The sequence below is a fragment of the Citrobacter sp. wls826 genome, from assembly GCF_005281245.1.
Classification (GTDB): Bacteria; Pseudomonadota; Gammaproteobacteria; order Enterobacterales; family Enterobacteriaceae; genus Citrobacter; species Citrobacter braakii.
Map to the genome: position 1 here is coordinate 112,522 of NZ_SZWS01000041.1, position 4,667 is coordinate 117,188.

The 4,667-nt window shown below is 54.2% G+C and carries 6 protein-coding genes; 1 reads left to right on the forward strand and 5 read right to left on the reverse strand.

What is annotated here, in order from left to right; translation table 11 throughout:
- Window positions 1-4 precede the first annotated feature (4 nt).
- Window positions 5-415, reverse strand: coding sequence for a phosphate-starvation-inducible protein PsiE (psiE, locus tag FDW87_RS09510; protein ID WP_003031674.1), 411 nt, complete (start codon window positions 413-415; stop codon window positions 5-7).
- A 138-nt stretch (window positions 416-553) separates the two neighbouring features.
- Between psiE and FDW87_RS09515 the strand changes: the two genes are divergently transcribed.
- The gene (locus tag FDW87_RS09515; RefSeq protein WP_137379684.1) at window positions 554-1,006 is read left to right on the forward strand and encodes an acyltransferase; all 453 of its coding nucleotides are present in this window, start codon (window positions 554-556) and stop codon (window positions 1,004-1,006) included.
- A gap of 34 nt (window positions 1,007-1,040) precedes the next feature.
- Here FDW87_RS09515 and FDW87_RS09520 read toward each other — a convergent pair whose 3' ends face one another.
- The 4 genes from FDW87_RS09520 to yjbE form a co-directional block, all read right to left on the reverse strand.
- Window positions 1,041-3,137, reverse strand: coding sequence for a YjbH domain-containing protein (locus tag FDW87_RS09520; protein WP_046275308.1), 2,097 nt, complete (start codon window positions 3,135-3,137; stop codon window positions 1,041-1,043).
- Window positions 3,137-3,874: a capsule biosynthesis GfcC family protein gene (locus tag FDW87_RS09525; RefSeq protein ID WP_137379685.1), complete on the reverse strand. Its 738-nt coding sequence runs from the start codon at window positions 3,872-3,874 to the stop codon at window positions 3,137-3,139. The genes FDW87_RS09520 and FDW87_RS09525 overlap by 1 nt, the downstream gene beginning before the upstream one ends.
- Window positions 3,871-4,509 carry a YjbF family lipoprotein gene (locus tag FDW87_RS09530; RefSeq protein ID WP_046275310.1) on the reverse strand — a complete coding sequence of 213 codons (639 nt, stop codon included), beginning with the start codon at window positions 4,507-4,509 and terminating at the stop codon, window positions 3,871-3,873. The genes FDW87_RS09525 and FDW87_RS09530 overlap by 4 nt, the downstream gene beginning before the upstream one ends.
- 63 nt (window positions 4,510-4,572) lie before the next feature.
- Window positions 4,573-4,667: exopolysaccharide production protein YjbE (yjbE, locus tag FDW87_RS09535; RefSeq protein ID WP_243397706.1), on the reverse strand; the 95-nt coding region annotated here is incomplete at its 5' end.

Consider the following 4,667-nt stretch of genomic DNA (forward strand, 5'->3'; position numbering starts at 1 on the left):
TCTTTTACTCTCGCTTCAGCCGTTTGGAATTACACAGCCACAGGGTGATCACCAGCAGCAGGATCGCCGCAGAATAGATCAGCACATCCATCGGCGCTTTATGATCGACAATGATCAGCCGCACAATCGCAGTGATCCCGATATAGACAAAGTAGCGCAGCGGAAAGTGAAAACCGGACTGAAAGTACTTCACAATCAGCGCGATAAATTCAAAGTAGAGAAAGTAAACCACCAGCCCTTCCACCAGTTCATACTTGCTGGTTTGTTCCGGCGCGAACAGCACATCCGCCAGATGCAACGTTTCTTTCCCGAGGAATACGACCAGGATCAGGCCCAGACTCAGCAACCCCAGATTCAACACGGTCTGTAAAATAGTGGAGATAAACTCCACGCGCGGACGAGATAGCGACGTCATAACAGCACCTCTTACTCAGTGGCAAGGTTCCTGTATAACGCAAAAATGTGACAGAGATCTACATTTTTTGTTTATATTTTGTGCAAGAAAGGTCAGCAGGGAATGATGAGTGTCACGACACATTTCACAGGATGAATTATGCAGCTCAGACAATCCGCTGTTCGCAACGTTACCTGCGGTGAGAACGTGGTGATCTATGAACCCGCAAATCTCTACGACTGCACATTGGGTGACAACGTTTTTGTCGGACCATTTGTTGAAATCCAGGGTAATACGCAGATTGGCGCAGACAGCAAAATTCAGTCGCACACCTTCATCTGCGAATATGTCACCCTCGGCGCTCGCTGTTTTATCGGTCACGGCGTGATGTTCGCCAACGATATGTTTCGCGAAGGAAAACCCAATGCCGACCGCAACAGTTGGGGACGTATTACGATTGGCGACGATGTCTCGATCGGCAGCGGAGCGACCATTCTGGCGGTCACTATCTGCGATGGCGTGGTCGTCGGCGTGGGAAGCGTGGTGACCAAATCGATCACCGAGAAAGGCGTGTATGCGGGAAATCCGGCAAAATTATTACGTCGTTTATAGAGCCGGATAAGCGCAGGTCCCATCCGGCCATCTATCAGCGGAAGTTTTCACTCCTGTCGCTGGTCATGTCGTACAGACCAAACTTACGTCCAAGCTGCTGGCCGCCATCGCGTGTTAACGGCGTCCAGCCAATCGCCGCACGGCTGCGGGTTGGGCCTGACGAGAACAGATCCAGCGGCACAGAAACGTACACCCCTTTGGTAAAATCACCCTCTCCGTACTCATCCGGCGAGGCGTCGGTGATGGTCGCATAACCACCCACCACTACGCCGCTGTCAAAGCGTTTCGCCACTTCCAGCGTTCCGCCCTTATCCCCCGCCAGATACTGCCCCACGCTGGCTTTCACCAGTACATCCTGGGCGAACGAAGGATTCCAGTAAGCCGTCAAATGCCCGGTTTTCACGCTGTAGTCGGTAAACTTCATCATGTCCTGCGCGCTACGCCAGTCACGCTGTTTCACGTAGTTGGCATCAACACCAAACGCCCAGTTGCTGTCCAGCGGGCGATACAGCACTTCTGCCCCCGCTCCGCCGTACATAGTTTCCAGATAGCCCCCGTAAACCTGTCCGTAGAACCCATTTCCGAGTGACTGGAAGTAGTTGGCCTGCAGGTTATTCACGTAGACATCGTTTTGCACATACTCACGCACATGGGTACGCACGCGTGGTAAATGCGAATCCTGCGGCGGGTTGGTGTAGTTAAACTTGTCATAGTTATTGGCGAGGTTGGCGAACAAACTCCCGGTGGTCAGCAGATGATCGGTAACCCACAAATCCGCCGTTCCCATCACGCCCAACTGATACATATAGAAGTTTTCCGGGCCGCCCACCGACTGATTTAGCACCGGATCGATGTGGAAATTGAAGCGTGACTTATCAATATACCAGCCCTGCTCGGTCGTTTTAGGTACCACGGGCTCGACGCGTTTTTGTGTCAGTTGAGTTTCATGGCCCAACGGCTCGCCTTCCAGATGGCGCTTGAGGCTGGAAACCTCCGTTTCGGTCGTCACCTGCGGCAAGTTAAGGCGGTTTTCCGTAATGCGGATCGTGCGAATCCCATCGGGAAGATCGTTCATCACGATCCGGTTAGCACGCTCGATCCCTTCGCGCGAATCACGGTATTTCACCTGTTCACCCGTCACATACAGCGTATCGCCCTGCACCTGAATTTTAGGATCCGCCAGCCCGGCATTATATTTCAGCAGCGTTAACTGATTCGCCACCACCGAATGTTGCAGGATGGCATCCTGCGGCTGTGGTTGATATTTCGGGCGGGTATTGTCGTTATAGTTTGGTCGCAGATCGTTAAAGTTAGTCCGCAGCGTGACCCCAAACATCAAGGTGTTCCCGCGCTCATAGCTGAGGTTAACGTCGGCCCAATCGGTGACGCGATAAATAGCGCCGACGTTAAACTTGCTCTTCTGATCCAACTTGCCGGCAAAATCCTGCTGGTAATTATTACCTTCATACTCCAGTTTCAGGCGCAGCGGCTGCCAGGGAGTCTGATACTCTACGCCGCCAAACAGCGACGCCGGGCCGTGGAACATCTGGCTACCGTCAATAGAACCGGCCTGCTTGTAGCTGTTATCGCGATGGCAGAATTTATCACTGTATGAGCAAAACGGATTGCTAACGTTGCCGCTGGTCCCGAGATATCCCCAGCCAAGGCCGAGAGAGAAATCAAACGGGCCCCAGGCTTTGTTCGCCACCACATACTCCGCATCAAACAGGCCGGTACCACCGATATCCCGCGCGCCAACCGCCACCTGCGGCATCCAGTAGCTCTCTTCCCACAGGCGAAGTTTGAGATCAAAAGCCTTATCTTTATAAGTCTGATCGCCAGAAAACGACTCCACGCCGCTGTATTTTTTGGTACGCACATCGGTATAGCGCAGGGTAGTTTCCAGCCAGGGGAAGAGTTGTACCGACGCAGAGTAGTAACGATATTGATCGTTATCGCGGTAGTTAAGGCTCATTTCGCCTTCACGCGCCATGCGTGCGGTTGGGGTTTGCAGCAGTCCCACGCCGCCAAAATCGGACTGGGAAGGTCCAATGGGCGCGGGCCAGGTTTCACCATGGCAGGCAACGCTTACGCCCAGCGCCAGTAAGCTGAGCAGATAAGTTTTTCTCATTATTCGGGTATCCGCTGGGTCAGGGTGCGAAGAATGTCGGCATTGATTTCATCCGGGGTGCTGCGCCAGACAGCATCAGAGAGCCCGACAAAAATGATGCTGCCGGGCATCGGCTCAACGTGACGTTTGTTCCAGTAGGCGACCGGGACTTTTTGCGTGCGTCCGTCGGGATAGATGACCCAGGCGTAGCTACGATCTGCGCCGCTGAGCCGACGTTGCCCATCGAGATAGCTGGCGATATCGCGCCCGGGCATAAACGGTTGTTTACCCGGATGACTTAGCAGGCCAAACAGCGTTATATCCGTTGGCTGCGGTCCGACCCACAGCGTGTAATTGCCCTGCAACGGCGGGTTGCCTCGCTCACTGACGCGCACAACATCCGGGTCGAGATTAATCTTCTGTCTGCCGGTCACCTTCAGCGCCTGAATTTGTCGGCGTAATGCGTTGATAGCCGCGGCATCGTCACCCCTTTCTTCAGCGCTGAGCATCGCCAGACGAGCCAGTAATGCCTGCTGCTGACGCTCTGCTTCCGTCGTTGCCCGCTCTTCGCTGATAACCGCTCCTGGCCACCAGCTATTACTCAACCGCGGCTGCCCAACCAGGTCGAGCAGATGTTCGGCCCCGGTCAACGTTTTTGGCTCTTCGCTGGCGGAGGTAAAGACCTTAACGCTACCCGCAGCAAAAACTGACGCAGTGCTCAGGCTCAATAGCAGCGCCACAACGGCTCGTTTCATCATGATTTTGCCGCCTTAATCAGCGTGGTTTTCACCGGGAAGTAACGTGCGCCAAGATACTGTTCCGATTGGCGAATCTGCCCTTCGCTGTCGATCCAGTAGCGGTTATGCCAGCGCGTTTGATCGGTGGTGACTTCTTCGTCAAGGATTCGTACTGGCGTATCTTCGCTACCAACCTTAATGGTGTCAGTGCCATCCCATTCGAAAACCGAGCGGGCGGTGGCATAGCGCACCTGCTGATGTTCGGTCCAGCCCATCGTGCGGGTCCACGTTGCCCCATCGACTATCTGGTTTGGTTTGATGAGCGGATCTGCCGCGAGATTATTCACCTCGATCAGGTTATCCCCGCCGAGATGCGTTTTCACCATGCGCCCAGACTGCGTGACGAGAATGGCCCGATCCTGAGTCACCCATTTCTGCTGTCCGTTTTCCGCGAACGCGAGTACCACAAACAGCTGAGGGCCGCCGTTGAGCTGCATGTACTGGCTGGCGTAGGGCATATTTTTGATTTCATCGTCCGTCATCTGTACGCCGGGAGTACCAAACACGCTATCCCATAGCGAATGACCCAGCCCTTCGGTGGTGGCTGAGCACGCCTGCAATAACAGGCAAACCATTATCAGCGCTGGTCGCTTCACGACATTTCTCCGCAGCGGCAAAATAACCACACCGAAGTGTGGTTAGAATTAAACGTACCGGTATTACTGGGTACTGGTAGTTGTGGTGGTTGTGGTTCCGGTGTTAGAACCATCGCCGCCACCGGTTGCCGCAAGGGCAACCCCCACCGCAGAACTTA

Coding starts and splice junctions, on each gene's coding strand:
- FDW87_RS09515 (WP_137379684.1), top strand. CDS start 554: ATGCAGCTCAGACAATCCGCTGTTCGCAACGTTACCTGCGGTGAGAAC.
- FDW87_RS09525 (WP_137379685.1), bottom strand. CDS start 3,874: ATGATGAAACGAGCCGTTGTGGCGCTGCTATTGAGCCTGAGCACTGCG.
- psiE (WP_003031674.1), bottom strand. CDS start 415: ATGACGTCGCTATCTCGTCCGCGCGTGGAGTTTATCTCCACTATTTTA.
- FDW87_RS09520 (WP_046275308.1), bottom strand. CDS start 3,137: ATGAGAAAAACTTATCTGCTCAGCTTACTGGCGCTGGGCGTAAGCGTT.